The 21,949-nt window shown below is 59.1% G+C and carries 14 protein-coding genes and 1 pseudogene; 7 read left to right on the plus strand and 8 right to left on the minus strand.

Annotation, left to right across the window (positions count from 1 at the left end):
* Genes AAC076_RS07640 through AAC076_RS07650 form a run of 3 tightly spaced genes read left to right on the plus strand, consistent with a single transcriptional unit; the run spans nt 1 to nt 7,944 of the window.
* A complete protein-coding gene (locus tag AAC076_RS07640; RefSeq protein ID WP_339844096.1) occupies nt 1–6,483 on the plus strand; it encodes an Hpt domain-containing protein in 6,483 nt (2,160 codons plus the stop codon).
* Nucleotides 6,476–7,444, plus strand: coding sequence for a chemotaxis protein CheB (locus tag AAC076_RS07645; protein ID WP_339844098.1), 969 nt, complete (start codon nt 6,476–6,478; stop codon nt 7,442–7,444). Before AAC076_RS07640 ends, AAC076_RS07645 begins: the two co-directional genes overlap by 8 nt.
* 32 nt (nt 7,445–7,476) lie before the next feature.
* The gene (locus AAC076_RS07650; protein WP_339844099.1) at nt 7,477–7,944 is read left to right on the plus strand and encodes a chemotaxis protein CheW; all 468 of its coding nucleotides are present in this window, start codon (nt 7,477–7,479) and stop codon (nt 7,942–7,944) included.
* A 12-nt stretch (nt 7,945–7,956) separates the two neighbouring features.
* Here AAC076_RS07650 and AAC076_RS07655 read toward each other — a convergent pair whose 3' ends face one another.
* Nucleotides 7,957–9,258 (minus strand): ATP-binding protein, encoded by a 1,302-nt coding sequence (locus AAC076_RS07655; protein WP_339844100.1) that lies wholly within the window; start codon nt 9,256–9,258, stop codon nt 7,957–7,959.
* Nucleotides 9,255–9,977: a two-component system response regulator OmpR gene (ompR, locus tag AAC076_RS07660; protein WP_339844101.1), complete on the minus strand. Its 723-nt coding sequence runs from the start codon at nt 9,975–9,977 to the stop codon at nt 9,255–9,257. Before ompR ends, AAC076_RS07655 begins: the two co-directional genes overlap by 4 nt.
* Before the next feature lie 198 nt (nt 9,978–10,175).
* Here ompR and AAC076_RS07665 point away from each other — a divergent pair.
* The 3 genes and pseudogenes from AAC076_RS07665 to gshA all read left to right on the plus strand — a co-directional run.
* Nucleotides 10,176–12,353: pseudogene (locus tag AAC076_RS07665) on the plus strand (Tex family protein); the annotation flags it as partial.
* Between the two features lie 176 nt (nt 12,354–12,529).
* Nucleotides 12,530–12,916: a PaaI family thioesterase gene (locus tag AAC076_RS07670; RefSeq protein ID WP_150276626.1), complete on the plus strand. Its 387-nt coding sequence runs from the start codon at nt 12,530–12,532 to the stop codon at nt 12,914–12,916.
* 62 nt (nt 12,917–12,978) lie between these two features.
* The gene (gshA, locus tag AAC076_RS07675; RefSeq protein ID WP_339844103.1) at nt 12,979–14,559 is read left to right on the plus strand and encodes a glutamate--cysteine ligase; all 1,581 of its coding nucleotides are present in this window, start codon (nt 12,979–12,981) and stop codon (nt 14,557–14,559) included.
* A gap of 47 nt (nt 14,560–14,606) precedes the next feature.
* Here the strand turns inward: gshA and AAC076_RS07680 are convergent, their stop codons facing one another.
* A complete protein-coding gene (locus AAC076_RS07680; RefSeq protein ID WP_339844104.1) occupies nt 14,607–15,008 on the minus strand; it encodes a flagellar basal body-associated FliL family protein in 402 nt (133 codons plus the stop codon).
* A 163-nt stretch (nt 15,009–15,171) separates the two neighbouring features.
* On the opposite strand from AAC076_RS07680, the gene AAC076_RS07685 reads away from it, so the two are divergent.
* Nucleotides 15,172–16,152: an NADPH:quinone oxidoreductase family protein gene (locus AAC076_RS07685; RefSeq protein WP_339844105.1), complete on the plus strand. Its 981-nt coding sequence runs from the start codon at nt 15,172–15,174 to the stop codon at nt 16,150–16,152.
* A 7-nt stretch (nt 16,153–16,159) separates the two neighbouring features.
* Here AAC076_RS07685 and trmL read toward each other — a convergent pair whose 3' ends face one another.
* From trmL to glnA, 5 genes are all read right to left on the minus strand, one after another.
* Entirely contained in the window at nt 16,160–16,624 is a 465-nt protein-coding gene (trmL, locus tag AAC076_RS07690; protein WP_339844107.1) for a tRNA (uridine(34)/cytosine(34)/5-carboxymethylaminomethyluridine(34)-2'-O)-methyltransferase TrmL, read from the minus strand.
* Between the two features lie 185 nt (nt 16,625–16,809).
* Nucleotides 16,810–18,240, minus strand: coding sequence for a nitrogen regulation protein NR(I) (gene ntrC / locus AAC076_RS07695; protein WP_339844108.1), 1,431 nt, complete (start codon nt 18,238–18,240; stop codon nt 16,810–16,812).
* A complete protein-coding gene (glnL, locus tag AAC076_RS07700; RefSeq protein ID WP_339844109.1) occupies nt 18,227–19,324 on the minus strand; it encodes a nitrogen regulation protein NR(II) in 1,098 nt (365 codons plus the stop codon). The genes ntrC and glnL overlap by 14 nt, the downstream gene beginning before the upstream one ends.
* Before the next feature lie 349 nt (nt 19,325–19,673).
* The gene (locus tag AAC076_RS07705; protein ID WP_339844111.1) at nt 19,674–20,303 is read right to left on the minus strand and encodes a DUF4124 domain-containing protein; all 630 of its coding nucleotides are present in this window, start codon (nt 20,301–20,303) and stop codon (nt 19,674–19,676) included.
* A 129-nt stretch (nt 20,304–20,432) separates the two neighbouring features.
* A complete protein-coding gene (gene glnA / locus AAC076_RS07710) occupies nt 20,433–21,836 on the minus strand; it encodes a glutamate--ammonia ligase (RefSeq protein WP_339844113.1) in 1,404 nt (467 codons plus the stop codon).
* Nucleotides 21,837–21,949 lie beyond the last annotated feature (113 nt).

Consider the following 21,949-nt stretch of genomic DNA (forward strand, 5'->3'; position numbering starts at 1 on the left):
ATGGGTGATCGGCATGATTATGTCGCCCTTGACTGGGTAAAAGGGGAGATTTCCGAGACGCTGAACCAAGCGCGTCAAGCCCTGGAAGCCTTTGTCGAGAATCCCGGGGATTCAACCCGGTTGCGTTTCTGCCTGACCTATATCCATCAGGTTCACGGCACGCTCCAGATGGTCGAATTCTACGGTGCAGCCTTGCTTGCCGAGGAAATGGAGAAGCTGGCCCAGGCCCTCATGCACGGCTCGACCAGCAGGGAGGGCGAGGCCCTCGACGTGCTGATGCAGGCCATACTTCAACTGCCAACCTATCTGGACCGCGTGCAGTCGGGTCGCCGTGATTTGCCCCTGGTGTTGTTGCCGCTGTTGAATGATATGCGCACCGCCCGTGGTGAAAATCTGCTGTCGGAAAATGCGCTCTTCACCCCGGACGTCGACACCGGCAGCCCAGCCGATGGCGCCGAGCGGCTGGGTAATTTCGCCGCAGATGACAATATTCGCCAACTGCGCAAGCTGCGCCAGGCTATGCAGATTGCCCATGCCGGGGTCATCCGAAACCAAGAGATTCCAGCCAACGCTCGTCAGCTAGGCAAGGTATTTGCGCGCCTGCAAACCCTGTGTCAGGGATCGGCCCATGCCGATCTCTGGGCCGCCTATGCCGGCGTCGTCGAGGGTGTCGAACATGGCACGATTGACCCTGGTGCAGCCATCAAGCAGCTGTTGCGCCAGGCAGATCGAGAGGTCCGGCAATTGCTGGATCTGGGTGCGACAGCGCTGGACACCCCGCCAGCTCCAGAATTATTGCGCAATCTGTTGTTTTACGTGGCCAAGAGTCCCGGGGGCAGTCCGCGCCTCGATGGTTTGAAGCAGCGTTACCAGCTCAAGGCCTTGCTCACCGACGACGACATTGCCAACCAGGCGACCGGTTCGCGGCTGGTCGGACCGGACCGCAGCGCCATGCAGTCTGTAGTTGAAGCTCTTGGCGAGGAGCTACTGCAGGTCAAGGATCGACTGGATCTGTTTGTGCGCGGCGATCGCACACAAACTCACGAACTTGCGGCCCTGGTTCCGGCCATGAAGCAGATTGCCGATACCCTGGCCATGCTGGGTCTGGGTCAGCCACGGCGGGTCCTGCTGGAACAAATTGAACTGGTCGGCCAACTGGCCGGCGGTGTGTCGGTTATCAACGACTCCTCATTGATGGATGTGGCGGGAGGCCTGCTCTATGTTGAGGCTAGCCTGCATGGCATTCTGGGGATGGAGCGCGAGCGCGGTGATGTAGCCGATACATCGCAGGGCAGTGACATGCAGCGTCTGGCTGCGGCCCAGGATATGGTTCTGGTGCACAGGCAGGTGGTACAGGAAGCACGTAACGCACTTGAGCAGAGTCGCGAATCGATCAATGCCTTTATCATCAGCCAGTGGGATCATTCCCAGCTGGAGCCTGTAGCTGATCTACTCAATAGCGTGCGCGGTGGCCTGGAGATGCTGCCGCTGGTGCAGTGCGCAGCGATCATCGGCAATTGCCGGCGCTATGTTGTCGAGCAGTTGCTCACCCCGAAAAAGATTCCCGATTGGCCAGAACTTGATGCGCTGGCTGATGTGATAACCAGTGTCGATTATTACCTCGAGCGGCTTGCCGAGGACGACAGTGAGCGCGGTGACAGCATCCTTGCGGTAGCCGCAGAACGCCTGCTTGAGCTCGATTACGGCCTTGGAATGGTGAAGTCGGAGACCCCGTCCGAGGTCGCCGAGACGCTGCCCGACACCGTGGATGTGCAAGACGAGACCGGTGCCGAACAGCCGGATATGTCCATTGAGCAAACCTCAGATGCAGAGCCCGAGCCCAGTTCAGATTCCGAACTGGAACTGGATGCCCTTCCAGAGGAACTGGACCACCTCGAAATCACCCCGAGCCATGCTCCGCCGGGCATCGATGCCCCTGACCAGACGTCACCTGCGAATGCAGAGGTTGACGCTGCTGCTGATGCTCGCGCCGAGGTAGAGGTAGAAGCCGAAGACGACGAATTCGATGCGGAGCTGATCGAGATCTTTGTCGAAGAAGCCGGGGAGGTACTTGAGACGCTGACCGAGTACACACCGGTCTGGCAGGCCAACAACGATGACCATAAAGCCCGTGCCGAGGTACGCCGCGCTTTCCACACACTCAAGGGCAGTGGCCGGATGGTCAAGGCTGGCATCATGGCGGAGCTCGCCTGGTCAGTTGAAAACATGCTCAACCGGGTCATCGACCGCAGTATTGATCTTACGCCAACCGTATTTGACGTAATCAATGCTGTACGCGCCCTGATGCCAGAACTTGTGGATGATTTTGCTCTCAGCAAGCAGCAGAATCTGCCAGAGGTATCCCGGCTGGCGAGTGTGGCGGATGCATTGTCGCGCGGTGAGTCGGCGGAAGAAGCAATGCTGGCCGGCCAGGAGCAGTTGGAGAGCCTGGAAGAGCCGCTGGAAGACTCGACTGAACAGACGTCCGACCTAATCAATGACCCGCTATCTGTCGACGTAGATCACGACGCAGAAGATTTTGAGGCCTTGCCAGTTGCTGAGGTGGATCTTGAAATCGAGCCCGAATCCGAATCCGAATCCGAGCACGAAAGCGAAAACGAGTTCGACTCAGACCTTGATTCAGAGCTCGACACCATGCCCGCGAAAGGGGATGGAGAGGATTGGCTGTCCGAGATAGCTGAACAGGGCGCCGAGGACGAACCAGCCAGCGCGGAGACGGATGATTCGGATCAGCCTGCACCTGATCTGCAAGCAGTTGCGCTTGAGCACGGTCTGGACCCTGTGTTGCTGGAGATTTTCAACAATGAAACCCAGTCTCACATCGAACAGATAAACGCCTTTATCGACCAGTGTGAACAGGGCTTGCCTCGCCAGATTAGCGATGCTCTGCAGCGTGCGCTGCATACCCTCAAGGGCAGTGCACACATGGCGGGCATTCAGCCGATTGCGGTGCTTGCCACGCCATTGGAGAAACTGGCCAAGGACTTCAAGGCCAACCTGATCCCTGTCGAACAGCCCCTGGCGGATCTGCTTGGCGAGGCTGTGATCCTTTTTGAAGCTGGCGTGGCCCAGCTCGACAGCAATCCTGAACGTACCCTTGAGGGTACCGATGAGTTTCTAGAACGCCTCGATGATCTTTGGCGTCAGGGCCTGGCTGCCCGTGATAGCAGTCGTGCCGACATGGATCAGAGCCCAGCCCAAAGCGGTCTCCTGTCGATATTCCTGACCGAGGGTATCGATCAGTTGCTGGATGTCACCGATGCGCTGGCGCTGTGGGAGAATGGCCAGGGTCCGGCTATCGATAGCCGTGAGCTGTGCCAGAGCCTGCGCGCGCTTGGTGAAGTGGCCGGCGACGTGGATCTGGGCGTCATCGAATCCCTTTGTCAGAAGCTCGAAGACTTCCATGAAGCGCTGATGACCGGCCGAATAGAGCTGGGTCAGCCTGAGGCTGATGCGCTTGCAGTGGCACATGAGCGCCTGATCGGCATGATGGATCAAGTGGCGGCCCACCAGCATATTCCGCCGGCCGATGTGGAAATTGCGGTGTTACAGGCCTTGTTGCCGGGTGTATCTCAACCCCCAGTGCAGGCTACTGAAGCACCTGGGGCCTCGCTGGTTAAGTCTGTGGGACAGCCGACCTGGAATCCGCGGGATGCGGGCACCGATGCGGAGCTGGTGGATATTTTCCTGGAGGAAGCTCAGGAAATTATCGACAGCTCTTCCGCGAGCCTGCAGGAGTGGATCGGCGATCCGGCCAATACTCTTGCGGTGGAGTCCCTGCAGCGTGATCTGCATACGCTCAAGGGCGGTGCTCGCATGGCAGAGATCCCGCCGATTGGCGATCTGGCCCACGAGCTTGAGTTCCTTTACGAAGGCCTGGCCAACCAGCGATACCAGCCCAGCAACGGACTCAATGATCTGTTGCATGCCTGCCATGATGATCTCGCCAACATGGTCGAGGGCGTCATGGCCGGACGGCCCATCAGTGACGGTTCAGCGCTTATCGCCGCGATCAAGGGTTATCGTGCGCGGCCGGACCAGCCGCCACAATTACCAGGCCATGGCGGGACGACAGCATCCCAGCCAGAGCGGGAACCCGAGGTCGAGCACGCCTTTTCCACTGAGGGAACGGCCGGAGATCCGCTGCAGGGCATGCTGGGCATGTTCCTGGAAGAGGCGCGTGAAATCGTTGCACCCTGTACCGAACTGCTTGAGCGCATGCCCCATGATTCATCGGCCGGTGATGAGTTGGCCCGTCGGGTGCAAACGCTCAGGGGTAGCGCGCGCATGGCGGGGCAGACGGCATTGGCCGAGCAGAGCAAGACTCTGGAAACGGCCTTGCAAAACAGCAATACCCCTCATGATCAGCTGAAAGCTCAGTTGCAAGGCTTGCATGAGGCTCTGGATACATTGGGTGGCGGCGTTGAGCCGGGCCCGGCGGATTGGTCGATGCCTGAGATGGCGCCGTCTGCAGTGCCTGCGCCGGCACCAACGGAGAGCCTGAGTGCGGTCCAGGAGCCCGCTCCGGCGCCGCGCCAGACACTGGCAGCGGTGAAGGGAATATTGCAGCAGGCGATGGCCGCCAGTGAAACGGACAGCGACGACCAGTCGGCACGCATCAGCGGGCAGGAGACAGTCAAGGTCTCGGCCAAGCTGCTTGAAGAGCTGGTCAACCTGGCTGGTGAGACGTCGATCTTTCGCGGTCGTATCGAACAGCAGGTCAACGACCTGGCGCACACCCTGCAGGACGTTGATAGCACCATCGAGCGTGTTCGCGACCAGTTGCGTCGACTTGATATGGAAACCCAGGCCCAGATTCTGTCCCGTCACCAGGAGGAAATCGAGCAGGCCTACGAAGACTTTGATCCGCTGGAGATGGACCGTTACTCCCAGTTGCAACAGCTGTCGCGCTCACTGTTCGAGTCCGCGTCCGACTTGCTCGATCTGAAGGAGACGCTGGCTGCCAAAAGCCGTGACGCAGAAACGCTCCTGTTGCAACAGGCGCGGGTCAACACCGAGCTGCAGGAGGGCCTGATGCGCACGCGCATGGTGCCATTCGAGCGCCTGTTGCCGCGTATGCGCCGTGTGGTTCGTCAGGTCGCCAGCGAAGTGGGCAAGCAGGTAAGCCTGGAGATCGGTAGCGCCGAAGGGGAAATGGATCGCAGCGTGCTAGAGCGGATGATTGGACCCCTGGAACATATGCTGCGCAACGCCGTGGACCACGGTATCGAATTGCCAGAGGCGCGCCAGGATAAAGGTAAGCCGGAGGAGGGACGCATCACCCTGGATCTGCAACGCCAGGGTGGTGAGATTGTTCTCTTGCTTTCTGATGATGGTGCAGGGATCAATCTTGACGCCGTGCGGCGCAAGGCGATCGAACGGGGTCTTATGGATGTGGATGCCGAACTGACCGACCAGGAGGTTTTGCAGTTCATTCTCGAGGCAGGCTTCTCCACTGCGGACAAGGTCACCCAGATTTCCGGCCGCGGCGTGGGCATGGACGTGGTCAATTCCGAAGTCAAACAGCTCGGTGGCAGCATGAGCCTGGATACTCGTCCTGGCAAAGGCAGTACATTCACGATCCGCCTGCCCTTTACCGTGTCGGTCAACCGCGCACTGATGGTGTATTCCGGAGATGACCTGTACGCGATACCGTTGAACACCATTGAAGGTATCGTGCGGGTTTCCGGCTATGAGCTGGAAGCCTACTACGCGCCCGATGCGCCGCCTTTCGAATATGCAGGCAAACAATATGATCTGCGCTATCTCGGCGATCTGCTCGTCACGGGGCAGCAGCCGCGTCTGAGCGGGCACAGCCTGCCGCTGCCGGTCATCCTGGTCCGCGGAGCAGAGCACACGGTGGCTGTGCAGGTCGATGCCCTGGCTGGCTCCCGCGAGATCGTGGTAAAGAGCGTGGGCAAGCAATTCGCCGTGGTGCCTGGTATTTCCGGCGCGACCATTCTGGGTGACGGACGGGTGGTAGTGATTCTTGATCTGCTCGCAATTATTCGCGCCCAGCAGGCATTGCAGTCCCAGCAGCGCCTGGCCGCCGAGCGTGCCCAGAATATTGCCGAGAAGGAAGACGAGCGTGCCACGCTGGTCATGGTGGTCGACGACTCGATCACCGTACGCAAGGTGACTACACGCCTGCTTGAACGTCATGGCATGGAAGTGGTTACGGCCAAGGACGGGATCGAGGCCATAGCCCGTCTGCAGGATGTGCATCCGGATATCATGCTGTTGGATATCGAGATGCCACGCATGGACGGTTTCGAGGTAGCAACGCTGGTACGCCATGATGACCGGCTCAAGGATCTGCCCATCGTGATGATCACCTCACGCACCGGGGAGAAACATAGGGAGCGGGCGAAGGCAATCGGCGTGAATGATTATCTGGGCAAGCCCTACCAGGAAAGTTTATTGCTGGAGGCCATTGGCAAGTTGGTCAAGGTTCGTGATTGAGCCAGCTGCGCCTGCTATCGCGCTGCTGGCAGGCAAGATGCAGAAGCGTCAACTGTTGCAGGAGGTGCTCGAGGGTTTCGGCTACCGGGTGATTTTTGCCGGTGAGCCCGAGGGCCTGACTTGCGCCTCGCTGGAGGCTATTGAGGCCGACGCCTGGCTTCTGGAGCTGGAAGAGGAATCCGAACTGGCTGATTGGCTTCTGGAGCACAGTCCAGTTCCGGTGCTACTGGGTGCAGGGGAGATTCCCCACCACGAGAGCGAGGACTATCCACGTTGGAAACGCAGGTTGGCGGCCAAGCTGTTGCCCCTGTTGGGCCCTCCCCCTGAGCGTCATCAGGAGCTGGGTGATACTGGTACGCCGTCTGCTGTGCTTCCCTCCGCACGCTGTGTATGGTTGCTGGCGGCTTCATTGGGTGGGCCTGCCGCGGTAAAACGTTTTCTTGATCGGTTGCCTGCGGATCTGCCAGTGGCCTTTGTTTATGCCCAACACATAGACGCGGGTTTTGAGACGCAGCTGCCCACGATTCTCGGCAGGCAGAACGCCTGGCGTGTACTCAACTGCGTCAGTGGTGCTCATCTGCATGATGGTGAAGTGCTGGTGGCTCCAATCAGGCGCAGTCTTGGCTTCGCGCCGGAGGGGCAGATCCGTCTGAGCGATACGCCCTGGCCTGGCCCTTATCAACCCAGCATCGAGACATTGCTCGATTCAGTGGCTGGCGCCTTCGCACCAGCGTGTGGGGCCATTATTTTCAGTGGCATGGGTGAGGATGGTGTTGAGGCTTGTGGACGGCTCCGCAACCAGGGCATCCAGGTGTGGACCCAGGACGCTGCCAGCGCCACCTGCGCCGTCATGCCCCAAGCGGTAGCGGATGCGGGCTACAGTTGTCGTCAGGGCTCGCCGGAGATGCTGGCCGACGCGCTTCGCTACTGGGTGGCACAAGAATGGCCGGTTGCGCTGTAGCGACGGCAAAACAGAATACGAGAGGACGCGCTATGACCGACGCACTGGAAAGCCTGAATGGACTTATCGTTCCCCTCGCAGATCAGGCTCTGTTGCTGCCCAACGTGGCAGTAGCGGAGCTGGTGGGGTTTCGCCTTAGCCGGGAGCCTGGGAATGCACCGCCCTGGTTTTTGGGTTGGACCCTCTGGCGCGACCAGCAGGTGCCGGTAGTTGATCCCCATGTGTTGCTCGGCCAACAGCCTGACGAGACCGGCAGACAGCCTCGTACATTGATACTCAACGCCATCGGCGAGCGCCCTGGCGTGCATTTTATCGCTATGCGCATATGGAGTATTCCGCGTTCGCGCAAGATTGCCCGCGGCGAGATTGCCACAGCCGAGGGCAACCTGCCCTATGTGCTGCAGTCCGTCCAGCTCGGCGATGAAAGTCAGGCCCTGTGTATTCCCGACCTGTTGGGAATAGAGCAGACGCTCGATTCGGCTGGACTACTCAAAGTCTGAGAAGCCAAACGCTCAGACCGGAAAGCTCAGACGTGCCTCGGTGCCACCGCCGCTGCGGTTAAGCAGTTGCACCGTGGCGCCATGGCTTTCAGCAATTCGCTTGACGATGGCCAGGCCCAGACCGGTGCCCTTGGTGGTCCGCGCGCGGTCTCCGCGGGTAAAGGGCGTGAACAGAGCCTCGCATTCAGTAGGGTCAATTCCCGGTCCGCGATCAAGAATCGAAACAACCAGGTAGGGCTGCGCAGCTGCGCGGGTAACGTAAGTACACACCTCTATTCCCGAGCCACCGTGATGCAGTGCATTGTCGATCAGGTTGCCGATGACACGCTTCATGGACAGACGGCGCAACTTGATCAGGGGAACCGGCTCAAGGCATAACCGGACTCGCTCTTCGCCGGTATTCTGCGGCGCAACCACTTCCCGAATGATCTCGTTGATATCCTCCGGCTCGTTCGCCTCGGTGCTGCCATCACGCATGAACGACATGAACTGATCGAGAATCGCATCCATATCCTCGATATCCCGAATCATGCCTTCAGTCAGGTCCGGGTCAGCACTGGACAATAGCTCCGTGGATAGTCGCATGCGGGTCAGGGGAGTACGCAGATCATGGGAGACGCCCGCCAGCAGCATAGAGCGGTCGCGGTTCGCTTCCTCTACGTCATAGGCCATCTGATTGAAGGCACGGTAAACCTCGGCGATTTCCGCAGGGCAGTTGGTGTCAAGCAGGCGAACGCTGTGCCCCTTACCGATACGGCGGGCAGCCCGTTCGAGGGTTTTCAATGGGTTGTTCAGTTGTCGCACAAAAACCCAAGCGGCGGCGGTGGACAGCACACCTATCAGCCCGAGCCATAACACGACCATCCAGATTCTCTGGCCTCGCAGGGGGTGAGCGTACAACGGAACCTGCAACCAATTGTCACCATAGTTGGGCTGATGGACCCAGAGCAGAGGCTCGCCCTGGATACGCACCCGCACCTGGGTCATGTCACCCAGTTCCTGACGCAGCTGGTTGGTAAATATGCCTGAATAAGGCCAATGGACTTCGCCTCGAGGCACTACATTGGAGGGGACCAGACGCAGACCGGTCACCTGTTCAATGTCGGCTCGCGCGGCTGGATCGCTGGCCCAGTAGGAAGTGACCAGCATAGCAGTGCCGTGGCTATACTGGCGGTCGACCAGCAAGTCCTCGTTGGCCAGCAGATAAAGCATGGTCAGAATTTTCGAGAACAGCGTGACCAGTAGCACCAGGGTGATCGTACGGGCAAAAAAACTGCGTGGCAGTAATGGATGCCAGCCGGGCCCTCCTTTCACGAAGCCTTGCCGTCCGGAACAAAGACGTAACCGACACCCCAGACGGTCTGGATGTAACGTGGCTTGGAAGGATCAGGCTCAAGCATGCGGCGCAGGCGTGAGATCTGTACGTCGATCGAACGCTCCAGGGCATCCCATTCGCGGCCACGGGCGAGTTGCATCAATTTGTCTCGGGTCAGAGGCTCGCGCGGGTGCTGCACCAGCGCCTTGAGCACGGCGAATTCGCCCGTGGTCAGCATGTGTACTTCCTCGCCCCGGCGTAACTCACGGGTTGCCAGGCTCAATACAAACTCGCCAAAGCTGACTTCTTCATCTTCGCCACCCGGCGCACCGGGTACCTGTGGCGCCTGACGGCGCAACACTGCCTTGATGCGTGCGACCAGCTCACGCGGGTTGAAGGGTTTGGGCAGGTAGTCATCGGCGCCCTGTTCAAGACCGAGGATACGGCTGGCCTCGTCACCCTTGGCTGTCAGCATGATGATCGGCGTCTTGTTTTCTTGATCGCGCAGGCGCTTGCATGCTGTCATGCCATCTTCGCCGGGCAGCATTAAGTCGAGCACGATAAGAGAATAGAGTTCTCGGGCGAGCAGTCGGTCCATCTGTTCGGTATTTTCAACAGCCCGCACGCGGTAGCCCTGTTCGGTCAGGAAGCGTTCAAGCAAACGGCGCAGGCGCACGTCATCGTCAACAATCAGGATCTTTTCACCTTCACTGGTCATACCGGCTCCACCCTTAGTGATTTCGAGCTATTGTGGCTGAACGCGTCTGTTCGCGGGCTCAGGCATTGTTACAAGAGGTTTCTTTTGTACAAGTTTTTCGCCTCCGCGTCATCCAGGACTATCAGCCCGGATTCGCCACGCAGGGGAATCTCTCGGTTATACTGCGCGGCTTGTCAAACTGAACTGGAAGTCGCGCCCATGGAATCTATCGCCTCACGCATCGCCACCGAACTCGCTGTTCGCTCCGAGCAGGTCGACGCGACGGTGAGATTGCTGGACGAAGGTGCCAGCGTGCCGTTCATTGCCCGTTACCGCAAGGAGGTGACCGGCAGTCTGGATGACACGCAGCTACGTTATCTGGAAGAGCGCCTGCGTTACCTGCGTGAGCTCGAGGATCGCCGCTCAACCATTCTTGCCAGTATTGATGAGCAGGGCAAGCTCAGCCCGGAACTGGAGCGCGATATTCGCGGTGCAGACAGCAAGACGCGCCTTGAAGACCTTTACCTGCCTTACAAGCCCAAGCGCCGGACCAAGGGTCAGATCGCCCTGGAAGCAGGTTTAGGCCCACTGGCTGAAAGCCTGTATGCCGATCCGACGCTGACGCCCGAGCAGCAAGCGGCAGCCTTCGTGAACGTCGACAAGGGTGTGGCCGACGTGAAAGCTGCGCTTGATGGCGCCAAGTACATACTGATGGAGCGTTTCAGCGAGCAGGCTAACCTGCTGGAACGGCTGCGCAGTGCGCTGCGCCAGGATGGCAGAGTGCTGTCCAAGCTGGTGCCGGGCAAGGAAGATGAGGGTGCCAAGTTCCGCGATTACTTTGATTACGCGGAAGACCTGCGCAAGGTCCCGTCGCACAGGGCCCTGGCGATCCTGCGTGGCCGCAACGAAGGTATTCTCAGTATCGCCCTGGAGCTGGGCGACCCGGATCGGCCGACCAGCGCTGCGCACCCATGCGAGGGCATGATTGCCCAGGCAGTCGATATCCGTGATCAGGGCCGTCCGGCCGACCGCTGGTTGGCAGAAGTTGTGCGCTGGACCTGGCGGGTCAAGTTGCTCGGTCAATTGGAGACAGAGCTGTTGGGCGACCTGCGCGAAAGCGCCGAGGACGAGGCCATTCGGGTGTTCGCCAGCAATCTCAAGGATCTGCTCCTGTCAGCGCCGGCTGGCCCGCGCGTGACCCTGGCGCTGGATCCGGGTCTGCGGACCGGCGTGAAGGTGGTAGTCGTGGATGCGACTGGCAAGCTGGTGGACTTCACCACCGTATTCCCACACGCACCGCGTAACCAGTGGCAGGAATCCCTGGCCGTGTTGGCCGGTTTATGCAGCAAGCACAGCGTGACATTGCTGGCGATTGGCAACGGCACCGCCTCGCGGGAGAGTGACAAGCTGGCTGGCGAACTGATCAAGCTATGCCCGCAACTGCCCATGCAGAAAATCATGGTGTCGGAGGCGGGCGCCTCGGTGTATTCCGCGTCGGAACTGGCAGCCAAGGAATTCCCGGAGCTGGATGTGACCTTCCGCGGCGCAGTCTCGATAGGTCGGCGCCTGCAGGACCCCCTGGCCGAGCTGGTCAAAATCGAGCCCAAGGCCATTGGCGTCGGCCAGTATCAACACGATGTCTCCCAGGTAAAGCTGGCCCGCAGCCTGAACGCGGTGGTGGAAGATTGTGTGAACGCGGTGGGTGTGGATCTCAATACCGCGTCTGCGCCACTGTTGACCCGCGTATCAGGTCTGAACCCGACGATCGCCCAGAACATTGTCGACTACCGCGACCAGCATGGCGCCTTTGGCAGTCGACGCGAGTTGCTCAAGGTAGCGCGTCTGGGCGACAAGACCTTTGAGCAGGCAGCAGGTTTCTTGCGGGTCATGAACGGTGACAATCCGCTGGACGCCTCCGCGGTTCACCCTGAAGCCTATCCGTTGGTCGAGCGTATTGCCGGCGAGACCGGGCGCGATGTGCGCAGTCTGATTGGCGATTCGGCTTTCCTGCGCAAGCTCGACCCGAAGAACTTTACCGATGCGCATTTTGGTATCCCGACCATCAGCGACATTCTGCTCGAACTGGACAAGCCGGGCCGCGATCCGCGTCCGGAGTTCAAGGCAGCTGCGTTCCAGGACGGGGTCGAGACCATCCGTGATCTGAAGCCGGGCATGCAGTTGGAAGGGGTAGTGAGCAACGTGGCCAACTTTGGTGCCTTCGTGGATATTGGCGTGCATCAGGATGGTCTTGTGCACATTTCCATGCTGGCCCATCAGTTCGTCAAGGATCCCCGGGACGTGGTCAAGGCCGGCGATATTGTCCGTGTGAAAGTCATGGAGGTGGATATCCCGCGTCAGCGCATCAGCCTCAGCATGCGCATGGACGACGAGCCCGGCGCCGCAACCCAGGGACGTCCCGGTGACTCGGATCGATCCAGCAGGGCGCAGGGCGATCGTGCCAAAAACAAAGGCCAGGGCCGTGGCCAGAGTGCTGGCGCTGGTGCGCAGCCAGCCGCCGGTGGTACCTTTGCCAACCTGTTTGCCAATGCCAAAGACCTGAAGAAGCGCTGAGAATGAGCCCACATCCCACATTAAATCGCATGAGCGCCTTTACCCGGATGCTCGGTCTGGAGTTCAAGTCCATTGAAGTCGGCACTTGTACGCTGACGCTCCCGATCCGCGAAGATCATTTTAACTCGACCGAAAGGGTGCATGGCGGGGTGATTTTCTCGCTATTGGATTCGGCCATGGGCGCTGCCGCTTTCAGCGTGCTGGAGCCTCACGAATCCACTGCTACAGTGGAGTGCAAGATCAATTACACGCGCGCGGTGGTGGGTGGTGAACTGGAATGCATTGGCAAGGTTGTGCATGCAGGCACCCGCACTGTCGTGGTCGATGGCGAGATACGTCAGGACGGTGCTCTGGTAGCCAAAGCCCTGGGCACTTTCGCGCGGATCTGATCCGGTATTCACTAGCTGCAAGCGCAGTGCGCGGCGGCCCGTACGGCTAAGGAGTGACAACCTTGTCACCAGCATTCAGCAAGACTCTTGATCTGTTCGCCACCAAGGCCGGGCGCGAAGTGCTTCGCGGCTGTCGCCATGGCATTGAAAAGGAAAGCCTGCGCACAACGCCGGATGGCACACTGGTGCACACGCCGCATCCGGTTGCCCTGGGCTCTGCACTGACACATCCGAGCATCACCACTGACTATTCGGAAGCACTGATCGAGCTGATCACGCCAGTCAATACCAGTCTGACAGGGTTGTTCGACAGTCTCGATATGACCCACCGATTTGTCTACGCGCAGCTGGGCGACGAGTTGCTCTGGACCGAGTCGATGCCCTGCCGCCTGCCCGCGGATGCCGACATTCCGATCGCCTGGTACGGCACTTCCAATGTAGGCATGCTCAAGAACGTTTACCGTCGTGGTCTGGCAATACGTTATGGCAAGGCCATGCAGTGCATTGCGGGTATTCATTACAACTTCTCCTTGCCGCCGCAACTCTGGGCGACATTGCAGGAGCAGGACAAGGATCTGCGCTCAGCCCAGGATTATCAGTCCGACCGCTACATGGCGATGATTCGTAATTTTCGCCGTTATGCCTGGCTGCTGATGTATTTGTTCGGCGCCTCGCCAGCCGTCTGCGCGACCTTTTTGCAGGGGCGTGATCACAAGCTGGAGAAGTTGGGCGACAAGACGCTCTATTTGCCCTATGCCACCAGTCTGCGCATGAGCGACCTGGGCTACAACAACAACGCCCAGTCGGGCCTGAACGTCTGCTACAACACGCTCGATAGCTACATTCACAGCATGCAGGAGGCGATCGGCCTGCCCTTTACGGCTTACGACCGCATGGGCACCCACGACAGCAACGGCCAATGGCAGCAGCTCAATACCAATCTGCTGCAGATCGAGAACGAGTTCTACAGTCCTATCCGTCCCAAGCGCGTGACCCACAGCGGCGAGAAGCCAGTGCACGCGCTGGCCTCGCGTGGTGTGGAGTACATCGAAGTGCGTTGCATGGATATCGATCCGTTTGTGCCGCTGGGTGTCGAGCCGGCTACCGCGCGTTTTCTGGACAGTTTCCTGCTCTACTGCGCCCTGCAGGACAGCCCCTCGCTTACTGAAGAAGCCTGCACGGAGACGGGCGATAACTTCGCCCTGGCAGTCAAGCGTGGACGCGAGCCGGGTCTGCAGTTATCTGATGGTGGGGTAGGTCGCGGTCTGGTTGCCTGGGGTGAAGATCTGCTGGAGCGCATTGGTGACTGTGCTGCAATGCTGGACGGCGTGCATCAGACGGAGGTCTATACACAAAGTCTGAACGCGCAGCGTGCCAAGCTCGCCGACCCTGCATTGACGCCTTCAGCGAAGGTGCTTGAGGCTATCGCCGAACACGGCAACAGCTTCTTCAGTTTTGCCCTGGAGCAGTCCCGGGCGCATCAGGCGTACTTTGCTGACCGGCCGCTGGATGAAAAAGCGCTCGCAGCCTATCAGGCAGAGGTCGCTACATCACTGGCTGATCAGGCAGCAATCGAAGCCGCCGACACGGTGGACTTCGACAGCTTTGTCGCCAGCTATCTGAGTCAGGGAATTGACGACTAGTCGGCTGCGGCCATCGGACCCGGCCGGTCCGATGGCGTCTGATAGTTTTACTGGGTGACCAGGTTGGTGAACAGCAGATCATCAACCAGCGGCTCTCCCTCTTCCTCCTCAAGTACCTCGCGCACTGCCTCCAGCGCCTTGCTACGCAATTGCTCCTTGCCTTCCAGGGTCGCCACGCTCTCCAGAGTTTCATGGCCAAAGAGGCTCACCAGAGTATTGCGGATCAGCGGGTCGTGATACTCGATGCGCGGCACTGCAGCCGGATCGTTTGTACGCAGCGCTACATCCACTTTCATGTATTGGATCTTCGGCCCAGGCCCGACTGTTCCAACGAAGGCTGGTTTAAGCTCCACATACTGGGCGCCAGCGGCTGGGGCAGCATCTTCTGCCTGGGCAGGCAATACAGCAAACAGACTCAGCAGCAGGGGCAGGGCGAGGATCTTGCGCATGGGTTAGACTCCTTTTGGTAAGTCACAGGATAGCCGAGCCCGGACCGCCAGCCAACCGGCGCCGCGACGGATCTTATGAATGGCAATCAATCAAGGGCATGGTCATTGACCCGGCTGCCCTGCTTGCGACTAGACTGTGTGAAAATCTGACAATGGAGTCATCATGAAAGCCGTATTGTGCAAAGAATTTGGTCCTGCCAGCAGCCTGGTACTGGAAGAAACCGCCGATCCCGTGGCCAAGGCCAATGAAGTGGTCCTGGATATCCACGCCGCAGGGGTCAACTTTCCCGACACGTTGATCATTGAAGGCAAGTACCAGATCAAGCCGCCCTTTCCGTTTTCCCCCGGTGGCGAAGCGGCAGGCGTGATCGCCAGCGTCGGCGAGAAGGTTCGTCACCTCAAGCCGGGTGATCGGGTCATGGGACTGACCGGCTTTGGCAGTTTTGCCGAGCAGATCGCGGTCGATGCCATGCGCGTGTTGCCGATCCCCAAGGATATGGACTTTGTCACTGCCGCAGGTTTCAGCATGACCTACGGGACATCGATGCACGCGCTCAAGCAGCGGGCCAACCTGCAGCCGGGCGAGACGCTGCTGGTGCTGGGCGCCTCTGGTGGTGTGGGCCTGGCTGCAGTTGAAATAGGCAAGGCCATGGGCGCACGCGTTATCGCTGCCGCCTCCACTGCCGAGAAGCTCGAAGTGGCTCGCGCCGCTGGCGCGGATGAGCTGATCAACTACACCGAAGTCAGCCTCAAGGATGCAGTCAAGGAGCTGACCAAGGGCCAGGGCGCAGACGTGATCTATGATCCGGTCGGTGGCGACCTTTTTGACCAGGCAGTGCGCTCGATCAACTGGAAGGGCCGTCTGCTGGTTGTCGGCTTTGCCAGCGGTCGTATCCCCGAGTTCCCCGTGAACCTGGCGCTGCTCAAAGGCTCGTCCATCGTCGGTGTGTTCTGGGGCTCCTTTGCTGCCCGCGAACCGCAAACCAACCTGGAGAACTTCCAGGAGCTGTTCGCCTGGTTCAGCGAGGGCAAGCTCAAGCCGCTGGTCTCGGAAAAATTCCGCCTGAATCAGTACGAAGATGCGCTCAACATCCTCACCTCACGTAAAGCTGTGGGCAAGGTTGTAGTTCAGGTTCGCGACTGAATCGGCGTTACTGGCTGCCGGCAAACCCTTGCTGGCGCCAGGCTTCGAATATCAGCACCGCAGCACTGTTCGACAAGTTCAGGCTGCGGCTGTCTGGTAGCATCGGGATGCGCAGCACCTGATCCTGCGGCAGGCTCTCACGTACCGAAGCTGGCAGACCCCGACTTTCGGGACCAAACAGAAACAGATCCCCTGGCTTGAACGCCACCTCACTGAAATGGCGAGTGCCCTTGGTGCTCAGCGCAAACACGCGCTCCGGCTGCACCGCTGCCAGGCATGCCGCCAGATCCGCATGCGTCTTTACCGCTGCAAACTCGTGATAATCCAGCCCCGCTCGACGCAGCCGCTTGTCATCCAGCTCGAAACCCAATGGCTCGATCAGATGCAACTGACAGCCGGTATTGGCGCACAGGCGAATGATATTGCCGGTATTGGGCGGGATTTCCGGTTCGAGCAGGGCGATGTGGAACATGGTGTGTGCCATCAGAGGGTATGGGATGGCGAAGTCTAGGCTTTGAGGCGTACAGCGACAAGCTATCAGCTACTTTCATCTCGCCCATAAAAAAAGGCGACTCCAGCCTGCCTGAACTGGAGTCACCTCAAATACACCCATAGTTACTAAAGCATCAAGTATGCCAGAACTGAGAGATGCCGAATTTATTCGGCATCGTCCTCGTCATGGCCGTCGATATTCATGCCCAGTTCCTTGATCTTGCGGGTCAGGGTATTGCGGCCCCAGCCCAGTAACTGCGCGGCGTCGCGGCGTCTGCCGGCGGTGTGCTTGAGGGCGGTTTCGATCATGATGCGCTCGAAGGCGGGGACGGCTGTTTCCAGCAGGCTGGTGACGCCGCGGTCCAGTTCCTGGTCCGCCCAGATGCGCAAACTGTGCTCCCAATGACCATCCGCTGCACCGTCCTGGTGCTGTGTAAGCATTTCCGGGGGCAGGTCTTCAACCAGAACTTCGCGGCTGGATGCCATGACGGTGATCCAGCGGCAGGTGTTTTCCAGTTGGCGGACGTTACCGGGCCAGGGCAGGCTGCGCAGGTAGTCACGCGTCTGCGGCTTGAGCACCTTGGGTTCGACCGATAGCTCCTGGGCGGCGCGGGCGAGAAAGTGCTGGGCGAGTGCGGGAATGTCTTCGCGGCGTTCGGCCAGTTTTGGAATATGAATACGGATCACGTTCAGACGGTGGAACAGATCCTCGCGGAAATTGCCGGCCTGTACCAGATCCTCGAGGTTCTGGTGAGTGGCGGCGATGATGCGCACGTCCACCTTTATCGGCACATGACCACCGACACGATAGAACTCGCCATCAGCGAGTACGCGCAGCAGGCGAGTCTGGGTTTCGGCGGGCATATCGCCGATCTCGTCAAGAAACAGTGTGCCACCGTCGGCCTGTTCAAAGCGGCCTCGGCGCTGCACGGCGGCGCCAGTGAAGGCGCCTTTCTCATGGCCGAACAGTTCCGACTCCATCAGATCCTTGGGGATCGCCGCCATGTTCAGTGCTATAAACGGGTTACGTGACCGAGGACTGTGGCGGTGCAGCGCATGGGCAACCAGCTCCTTGCCGGTACCGGATTCGCCGTTGATCAGCACGGTAATATTGGAGTGGGACAGACGGCCGATGGCGCGGAAGACTTCCTGCATGGCCGGCGCTTCGCCAATGATTTCCGGTGTGCGTGCGTCGCTTACCTCTGGCCCCTGACCTTCCTGCTCGCGACTGTGGGCAAGGGCGCGACGGACCAGGGCAACGGCTTCATCCACGTCGAACGGTTTGGGCAGGTACTCGAAGGCGCCGCCCTGATAGGACGCGACGGCACTGTCCAGGTCGGAATGGGCTGTCATGATGATGACCGGCAATTTCGGCATCCGCTCACGCAGGGTGGAAAGCAACTCCAGGCCGCTGGTGCCAGGCATGCGTATATCGCTTATCAATACGTCCGGTTGTTCGCGCTGCAGGCGGGCGAGTGCGGCGTCGGCATTGTCGAAGCTGACTGACTCCATGCCCTCCTGCTGAAGAGCTTTTTCCAGGACCCAGCGTATCGAACGGTCGTCATCGACGATCCAGACGTTTTCAGTTCGGCTCATGGGTTTTGTCTCCGGGTACGGGTTCCAGTGGCAGGAACAAGGTAAATACGGTGCGGCCGGGTTTGCTTTCGCATTCAATCAGGCCCTGGTGTTGACTGATGATGTTCTGGGTAATGGACAGCCCCAGGCCGGTGCCTTCAGGCCGGCCGCTGACCATGGGGTAGAAAATGCTATCGAGTATCTCTGCGGGAATGCCGGGTCCGTTATCGATGATCTGCACCCGGCAGACCAGACGGTGCCTTACCTGTCCAATGGTGAACTGGCGCAACGCCCGCGTGCGCAAGGTGATGCGACCCTTTTGCAGACCACTGCGCTCGGCAATGGCTTGCATGGCGTTACGGACGATATTGAGCAGCGCCTGAATCAATTGCTCACGATCGGCCATGATTTCCGGAATGCTCGGATCGTAGTCACGGCGCAGAGTCAGCTCCCGCTGAGTCTCTGCCTCTACCAGGCTGTAGATCCGCTCGGTGATCTCGTGAATGTTAAGCGGTTGCAGGTGCGGTGGTCGGTAGGGTCCGAGCATGCGATCAACCAGATTGCGCAGTCTGTCTGCCTCCTCGATGATCACGTCGGTATAGTCTTTCAACGATTCTTCGGGGAGTTGACGCGCCAGTAATTGAGCTGCGCCCCGGATGCCGCCAAGCGGATTCTTGATCTCGTGGGCCAGACCGCGCACCAGAACCTTGGTTACTTCCTGCTTCGAGAGCTGCGCTTCTTCCTTGGTGATGCGCAGCAATCGGTCACGCGGGTGCAATTCAAGCAGTAGCCAGTGAGTATCGGCGCTGATTATCGGCGTTACCGAGTAGTCGACCATCAGGCTCTGCCCGTTGTTCAGGTCGAGCTGGGCTTCGCGCTTGGTAAAGGGGTTGCCGTCCAATACCGCGTTACGCAAGGATTCCAAGGCGGCGGCGTCGTCATTGAATAGTTCTCCGATCGGCTGCTGCGATACGCGTTGGCCGCTGACTTCCAGCAGTATTTCCGCAGCAGGATTCAGATACCGCAGACACAAACTGTCATCAAGCAGAAGCACCGCTGTAGTCAGGTTATCGAGTATCTGGCGTAGAAATCGGTCAGGCAGCATAAAAGGTCCCGTGGTTTGTGCAGACAGTTGCAAGAAGCGAACCAATACAGGGCGTTTATGCCGGATGCGACGGTGGTTTGATCCGGTGTTCGGTCGATCGCCCCTTCCTGCTTTGTTGTGTAGTCGTCTGTGCAGACGTACATCGCCCCTGGAATGGGCTTGGGAGGCAGGGAGTGCACCAGAAACGGGTGTCAGTGCGTATGGATGTCTGCCATGGTCGGCCTTGATCTCAGGGGGTCGACTCACGCATTTATGCACAAAATCCGACGCACCAGTAATCAGTATGCACTAATCTGGTGCGACGGGTCGCGATGGCATGGCTGGGTCGGGCACTATCGAGGTGCTGGACTCAGGGAGCCGGATTGCCTGCGGCTGGCACCTTTGGGGCCTGCGGAGCGCTATTGGCGCCAGTACGCCCGGGCTGCAGCACGGATGTGCGTTGCAGGTGTACGGTGATGCCCTGGCTACGCTGCACTTCTTCGCCCCGGGTGTTGGTCACGACCACGGCCACGGTATGCGAGCCTCTGTCTAGCTCAGTCAGTGTCAGGCGCTGGGTTGGTTGTCCATTACCGGCTACGGCCTCCTGCCGCATTTCACCATCCACATTTGCCCGCAGGATGTGACCAGGCGACAAGGGTGGTTCGGTGTTGATCGTCAGGGTGAGGTTGCCATCGTTGGCTCGTATTGCTTCATCGTTCTCGGGGCTGGCAATCTCCAGCGTGCGATAGCCATTACTTAGCTGGCCCGGTTGGTTGTTATTCTGATTTTGCGCGCTTTGCCGGTTTTCCGGCATCTGAGGCACTACCGATTCGAGCGTGTTGGTTGGTGGCAGGTCGATCTGGCGCGAGTCTGGATGGGGTTGGTCTGAATAGATCGTGTTGCCCTGCGCATCTGTCCAGGTGTAGATCTGGGCGTGGGCAAAGCCGGCCAGCGAGATGAGCAAGGCGCTCATTGCCCAGCACATGTGTGTTCGCAGCATGATGGTCACTCCTGTGAGTCGAGCTTTTAGCCTTGCACCTAGGCGCTGATCTGGCAAGGTCTGGCGGACGGGCGAAAAAAAAGGGTGCCTGAAAGGCACCCTTTTTTGACCGCAGTTACGTAACCGGGTTCAGACGCTGTAATACAGATCGTACTCGAGCGGGTGAACGAAAGTACGTACTTTTATTTCTTCAGCCGCCTTGAGTTCGATGTAGGCATCGATCAGGTCGTCGGTGAATACGCCGCCCTTGGTCAGATACTCACGGTCAGCGCTCAAGGACTCGAGTGCTTCTTTCAGGCTGCCACAGACCTGTGGGATCTGGCTCGCCTCTTCAGGCGGCAGGTCATACAGGTTCTTGTCGGCCGCATCGCCAGGGTGGATCTTGTTCTGGATGCCGTCCAGGCCAGCCATCAACAGTGCAGCGAAGCACAGGTAGGGGTTAGCTGCTGGATCAGGGAAGCGTGCCTCGATGCGACGTGCCTTCGGGCTGGAAACATACGGAATCCGGATGGATGCCGAACGGTTACGGGCTGAATAGGCCAGCATGACCGGCGCTTCGAAGCCAGGCACCAGACGCTTGTAGGAGTTGGTGGCCGGGTTGGTGAACGCGTTCAACGACTTGCCGTGCTTGATGATACCGCCAATGAAGAACAGGGCGGTGTCGGACAGGCCGGAATAGCCTTCGCCTGCGAAGGTGTTCTTGCCATCCTTGGAGATGGACATGTGCACGTGCATCCCGGAGCCGTTGTCGCCGTACAATGGCTTGGGCATGAAGGTGGCAGTCTTGCCGAATGCGTCGGCAACATTGTGCACGCAGTACTTCAGGGTCTGAACTTCGTCAGCCTTGGCTACAAGCGTGTTGAACATCACACCGATTTCGTTCTGGCCGGCGGTTGCAACTTCGTGGTGATGGACTTCGATGGTCAGACCCATTTCTTCCATGGCGTTACACATTGCAGTACGCACTTCATGGTCATGGTCGACCGGAGGCACGGGGAAATAACCGCCTTTAACTGCGGGACGGTGGCCCTTGTTGCCTGTTTCGAAGTCAGCGTCGGTGTTCCAGGAAGCCTGTTCGGAAATGATCTTGAACATCGAGCCGGAAATGTCGGATTTGAACTTCACTTCGTCAAAAACAAAGAATTCGGGTTCTGGACCAACAAATACCGCGTCACCAATACCGGTGGACTTCAGGTATTCCTCGGCGCGACGAGCGATGCTGCGTGGGTCGCGCTCGTAGCCCTGCATGGTGGAAGGCTCGATGATGTCGCAGACGATGATGACGGTGGGTTCTTCGGTGAAGGGATCCAGTACAGCGGTGCTGTCGTCAGGCATCAGGATCATGTCGGATGCTTCAATGCCTTTCCAGCCAGAGATGGACGAGCCGTCGAACATCTTGCCTTCTTCGAAAAAGTCATCGTTCACATCACGGGCGGGCATAGTCACGTGCTGCTGCTTGCCCTTGGTATCGGTGAAGCGCAGATCTACCCACTTCGCGTCAAATTCTTTAATCAGTTTAACTGTCTTCGACATGGTTTCCTCCAGAAGGACTCATTAACCGGGAATCTGGCCCGGGATAGCTAAATTCGAGCGGATTACATCCGCGCTCCGCTTGCTTTGTCTGGGAGCAAAAGATGTGCCATTTC

Origin of the sequence: uncultured Halopseudomonas sp. (assembly GCF_963977355.1) — a bacterium.
GTDB lineage: Bacteria > Pseudomonadota > Gammaproteobacteria > Pseudomonadales > Pseudomonadaceae > Halopseudomonas.

Bases quoted from the DNA above. Each gene is read 5' to 3' on its own strand.
- AAC076_RS07640 (WP_339844096.1), top strand. From the start codon at position 1: ATGGGTGATCGGCATGATTATGTCGCCCTTGACTGGGTAAAAGGGGAG.
- AAC076_RS07650 (WP_339844099.1), top strand. From the start codon at position 7,477: ATGACCGACGCACTGGAAAGCCTGAATGGACTTATCGTTCCCCTCGCA.
- ompR (WP_339844101.1), bottom strand. From the start codon at position 9,977: ATGACCAGTGAAGGTGAAAAGATCCTGATTGTTGACGATGACGTGCGC.
- AAC076_RS07670 (WP_150276626.1), top strand. From the start codon at position 12,530: ATGAGCCCACATCCCACATTAAATCGCATGAGCGCCTTTACCCGGATG.
- AAC076_RS07680 (WP_339844104.1), bottom strand. From the start codon at position 15,008: ATGCGCAAGATCCTCGCCCTGCCCCTGCTGCTGAGTCTGTTTGCTGTA.
- AAC076_RS07685 (WP_339844105.1), top strand. From the start codon at position 15,172: ATGAAAGCCGTATTGTGCAAAGAATTTGGTCCTGCCAGCAGCCTGGTA.
- trmL (WP_339844107.1), bottom strand. From the start codon at position 16,624: ATGTTCCACATCGCCCTGCTCGAACCGGAAATCCCGCCCAATACCGGC.
- ntrC (WP_339844108.1), bottom strand. From the start codon at position 18,240: ATGAGCCGAACTGAAAACGTCTGGATCGTCGATGACGACCGTTCGATA.
- glnL (WP_339844109.1), bottom strand. From the start codon at position 19,324: ATGCTGCCTGACCGATTTCTACGCCAGATACTCGATAACCTGACTACA.
- AAC076_RS07705 (WP_339844111.1), bottom strand. From the start codon at position 20,303: ATGCTGCGAACACACATGTGCTGGGCAATGAGCGCCTTGCTCATCTCG.
- glnA (WP_339844113.1), bottom strand. From the start codon at position 21,836: ATGTCGAAGACAGTTAAACTGATTAAAGAATTTGACGCGAAGTGGGTA.